The sequence below is a fragment of the Pedobacter sp. genome, from assembly GCF_035566355.1.
Taxonomy (GTDB): domain Bacteria; phylum Bacteroidota; class Bacteroidia; order Sphingobacteriales; family Sphingobacteriaceae; genus Pedobacter.
In genome coordinates this window covers 1-4,904 of the sequence record NZ_DATMRL010000019.1, presented here as the reverse complement: position 1 = coordinate 4,904, position 4,904 = coordinate 1, and the positions used below count along the sequence as shown (strand labels likewise).

The following is a 4,904-nucleotide window of genomic DNA, read 5'->3' as shown; positions in this document are numbered from 1 at the left end:
CTATAAACATGGTCTTATGGCTACTTTTATGGCTAAGATCAGCGAGCATCTTCCGGGCTGCAGCGGGCACGTTCACCAAAGCCTTTGGGATAAAGATTCCAGGCATAATCTCTTTTATGAGGAAAAGGGCCCGCATAAAATGAGTGATTTAATGAAGAGTTATATCGCCGGGCAATTGCATTGTTTACCACAAATACTCCCCATGATTGCCCCAACTGTAAATAGTTATAAAAGACTGGTTGAAGGTGCCTGGGCACCAACTACACTGACCTGGGGTATAGACAACAGGACGGTAGCCTTAAGGGCATTGCCAGGCCATTCCAAAACTACGCGTTTGGAAACCAGGATAGTGGGGGCGGATACCAATCCTTATCTGGCACTATCTGCTTGCCTGGCTGCTGGTCTGTATGGCATTAAGCATAAAATGAAACTGGAAAAAGAGGCAACTAAGGGAAATGGCTACAAAGACCTGTCTAATGGTGTTTTACCTGTTAATCTGCATGAGGCTACACAAATGATGAAAGAATCTGCGGTTGCAAAAGAACTGTTTGGTGATCAGTTTATCGAACATTTTACGTTAACCAGAGAATGGGAGTGGAAACAATTTGCCAAAGTGGTAACAGACTGGGAATTGAAAAGATATTTTGAAATTATTTAAGAAGAGTTTTAACATGACATTTGATAAAGTATACCAATATAATTTTCCAACCACCATTCGTTTTGGTGCAGGTGCAATAAAGGAACTGCCAGCTTATTTAAAAGCCAATGGACTTAGCAGGCCGATGATCGTGACGGATCCGGTGATTGCAGGTTTGCCTTTTTTGAAATCGATCATCAAGGATCTGGACGCACAGCACCTCTCCGTGGAAGTATTTTCGGATATCCATAAAAATCCTGTAAAGAGTGATGTTTACAAAGGAACGGAACTCTGGGACCAAAGCTCCAGGGACAGCATAATCGGTATAGGGGGTGGTGCCGCATTGGATGTAGCCCGCGCTATTGTATTGAGGGTAAACCACCGGGAAGACCTGTTTAAATATGATGACCTGATTGGCGGGGATATTTATGTGACCAATGATGTTCCCCATTTTATTACGGTACCTACAACTGCAGGTACCGGCAGTGAGGTAGGCAGGAGCGCCATTATTGCCGATGATGATACCCATCAGAAAAAAATCCTTTTCTCGCCCAAGCTCATGGCGAAAATTGTATTTGCAGATCCTGTATTAACCATGGATTTACCTCCGTTCATTACCGCTGCAACTGGTATGGATGCATTGACCCATAACATGGAGGCATTCTTAGCTAAAAATCCGCATCCTTTATGTGATGGAATAGCGCTGGAAGGTATCTATCTGATCAAAGATGCCCTGGAGAAAGCGACCAACCACCCTGATCTGGAAAGCAGAAGTAAAATGCTGATGGCTTCTATGATGGGCGCAATTGCCTTTCAAAAAGGGCTGGGTGTGGTCCATTCTCTGGCACATCCGCTCTCTTCGCTGCTGGATACCCACCATGGTTTGGCCAATGCGGTGAACATCCCTTACGGTATGGAATTCAATATTGCCGGCTTTGAAGATAAATTTCGCCGGATAGCAAGGACTTTAGAATTGAAAGAGGAGAATGGAGAAGCCGTAGTGAAGTACCTGTTTGATTTAAATTCAAAAATTCATATTCCTCATCATTTGAGTGAGATTGGAGTAAAGTCTGAACATATTGAAACCCTGGCAGACCTGGCTTTGGCCGATTTTGCCCATCCCAATAACCCTAAACCCGTAAACAGGGAAGATTTTAAACAACTGTATTTAAAAGCGCTTTAGTTTCGCGTTATGAAGAAGATTGGAATAAGTTATACGGAAACTAATTTTAGAAATTACTGGAACTGGTTTACGCCGGAGGAACTGGGTGAGGATATCGAATTGCTGGAACTTTCTTTTCAACAAAACAACAGCAGCGATTTTCAGTACTGTGATGGTTTTGTTTTAACAGGAGGAATAGATGTTTTGCCCGAACTGTACGGCGGTGCGAAAGATTATCCTTATCGGCCGGAGATTTTTTTACCGGAAAGGGATGAATTTGAAAAGGAGATGTACATCTATGCTCAGACCCATAATATACCTGTTCTGGGGATTTGCAGGGGCATGCAATATATTAATATCCTGGAGGGAGGGACTGTTTTTGAAGATAACGGGGAACAGCTGAACCTGGTTCACAAGAAGGGAACAGAAGATAAAGTACATGGCTTAAGCCTTGTTCCTGGTAGCCTTCTGCATTTGACAACCGGCATAGAAAATGGAACGGTGAACAGTGCGCATCACCAGCGGGTCCATCCGGATCATCTTGGTGCCAATTTAATGATCAGTGCTTATTCTGAGGGAGAACAGCCTATTATCGAAGCATTGGAGTTTAAAGACAAAAACAATAAAGCATTTATGCTGGCGGTGCAGTGGCATCCGGAAAGAATGCAGGAAAAAGAAAGAAATCCGCTGTCACAAAAAATCAAAGAACGGTTTATTAAGGCTATAAAAGAATCAAAGAAATGAATGTGATCAATCCGGCTACGGAAGAAATTATTGCAATATTGGAGGAAGACGATCATCTTTCCCTCGAAAAGAAACATGAATTACTGAAGACTGGTCAAATCCAGTGGGCGAAGCGGACGCTTGAGGAACGTTTAGCAGTGGTGACGCGTTTTTTTGACCTGCTGGATACAGAAAAAGAAAAACTTGCAGCTGTACTCACCGCAGAAACGGGCAAGCCTTTGCAACAGTCCAGGAATGAGATCAATGGTGCAAGAACGAGGATCAAATGGATGCTGGACCATGCAGCAAAATATCTTTCGGAGGAAATGGTAAGCGATACAGGAGATATGCAGGAAAAGATTTCTTATGAACCATTAGGGGTTGTTTGCAACATCTCTGCCTGGAATTACCCCTATCTGGTGGGAGTCAATGTATTTATTCCTGCCTTGCTGGCTGGAAATGCAGTGCTTTACAAGCCCTCCGAATATGCTGCGCTTACCGGACTGGAAATAGAACGTTTACTCAAAGCAGCGGGCATTCCTGAACATGTTTTTATCGTTGCGCTTGGGACAGGACAAACTGGGGAACTCTTACTGGATATGGATTTTAATGGTTTTTTCTTTACCGGTTCTTATAAAACCGGGCAGCATATCTATGAAAGGGTGGCCTGGAAGATGGTTCCCTGTCAGTTGGAGCTGGGCGGGAAGGATCCCTTATATGTAACCGACGATGTAAAAGATATTGCTGCGGTAGCCGCGGGAACAGCAGATGGTGCTTTTTACAATAATGGGCAAAGTTGTTGTTCCGTGGAGCGGATCTACGTGCATGAAAAAGTGTATGACGATTATGTGACTGCTTTTGTCCGGGAAGTGGGATCCTGGAAATCAGGGCCTCCGACAGAAGAAGGTGTGTATTTTGGGGCACTAACGCGAAAACCACAACTGGCAGTACTGGAAGGGCAGGTCAAAGAAGCAGTCGCGAAGGGTGCTACCCTGGTATTGGGGGGGCATATTCAGCAAAGACCCGGATACTACTTTGAACCGACCATACTGACTAATGTGACCAATAGGATGAAGGTGATGCAGGAAGAAAGCTTTGGACCGATAATCGGCATTATGAAGGTTAAAGATGATGAAGAGGCGCTTAAGCTGATGCAGGATACAGCTTACGGACTGACGGCATCTGTTTATAGCAATACCTTGGATAGGGCAACCCGTATCCTTTCACAAATAGACAGTGGCAGCGGTTACTGGAATTGTTGTGACCGGGTAAGTGCAGGATTGCCCTGGAGCGGTAGAAAGCACTCCGGAATCGGTGTCAGTTTATCGCATCAGGGATTTCGGGCTTTTACAAAGCCTAAAGCCTGGCATTTGAGAAAGGCTGATCCTGCTTCTTAAAATACAGAATTAGTGAAAGAAAGTACAAGATTATAGGAGGGCCACCTGTATAAATTTGCTGTATAAAAGATACAGCATACCGTGAACCTAAATAAAATTAAATCAAGTCTGATTGTTCTGTTTTTACCGGGGATTGTTTTTTGCGCGTCAGCACAAAATAATGGGAAGATAAATGGTATTGTAAAAGATGCTACAACTCTGGAAAGTATACCTTTTGCTTCTGTTGTTTTACTGGATAAACACACAAACGCGGTGATAAAAGGTGTTCAGACAGATACAATTGGACATTTTTCAATGGACAGGTTACCTGATGGCTTATTTAAATGCAAAATCAGTTATGTAGGTTACCTGCCCATTGTTAAGGATAGTGTAGTGATCACTTCTTCTGGCAGGACCGTCAACTTTGGCGATATCCTGATCAAACCAGGAAAAGGAAGTTTATTGTCTGAAGTGACCATTACCGGTTCATTCAATCATACACAAATTGGCTTGGACAAGAAGAAGTTTTCGGTAGAACAAAGTCTGGTGAGTAAGGGTGGTTCTGCATCCGAACTGCTTCAAAACATACCAACTGTATCGGTAGATGCCACCGGGAATGTAAGTTTAAGAGGCTCTTCAAATATCAATATTTTAATAGATGGCAAGCCATCACTGATTGCAGGGGGAAATATCACCCAGGCGCTTCAGTCCTTGCCGGCCAGCTCCATCGAAAGTATTGAAGTGATCACCAACCCATCGGCAAAATACGACGCGGAAGGAGCATCCGGTATTATTAATATTGTGCTTAAGAAAAACAAAAAGCTGGGGTTGATTGGCGCCGTGGAAGCAACGGCCGGTACCAGAGCTAATTACAGTGGCAATGCAAGCCTGAGCTTCCAAAATAGTAAAGTAAATGTGTATGGAAATTATAGCTACCGGAACATTACCACGAGGAGTAGCGGCCATCAAAACATAGCCTATCTGAGACCGGCAGATTCGGTCGCTT

General features: G+C 43.7%; 5 protein-coding genes. All 5 read left to right on the top strand.

From position 1 onward, the window contains the following. The coding region (locus tag VNZ46_RS00665) for a glutamine synthetase family protein (protein WP_414693446.1) at nucleotides 1-658 on the top strand (658 nt) is incomplete at its 5' end. 13 nt (nucleotides 659-671) lie between these two features. Continuing rightward, nucleotides 672-1,820, top strand: a complete 1,149-nt coding sequence (locus VNZ46_RS00660; RefSeq protein WP_325558133.1) for an iron-containing alcohol dehydrogenase — start codon at nucleotides 672-674, stop codon at nucleotides 1,818-1,820. A gap of 9 nt (nucleotides 1,821-1,829) precedes the next feature. Then, nucleotides 1,830-2,543: a gamma-glutamyl-gamma-aminobutyrate hydrolase family protein gene (locus tag VNZ46_RS00655; protein ID WP_325558132.1), complete on the top strand. Its 714-nt coding sequence runs from the start codon at nucleotides 1,830-1,832 to the stop codon at nucleotides 2,541-2,543. Beyond that, nucleotides 2,540-3,919 (top strand): aldehyde dehydrogenase family protein, encoded by a 1,380-nt coding sequence (locus VNZ46_RS00650; protein ID WP_325558131.1) that lies wholly within the window; start codon nucleotides 2,540-2,542, stop codon nucleotides 3,917-3,919. Before VNZ46_RS00655 ends, VNZ46_RS00650 begins: the two co-directional genes overlap by 4 nt. An 81-nt stretch (nucleotides 3,920-4,000) precedes the next feature. Continuing rightward, nucleotides 4,001-4,904: TonB-dependent receptor plug domain-containing protein (locus tag VNZ46_RS00645; RefSeq protein ID WP_325558130.1), on the top strand; the 904-nt coding region annotated here is incomplete at its 3' end.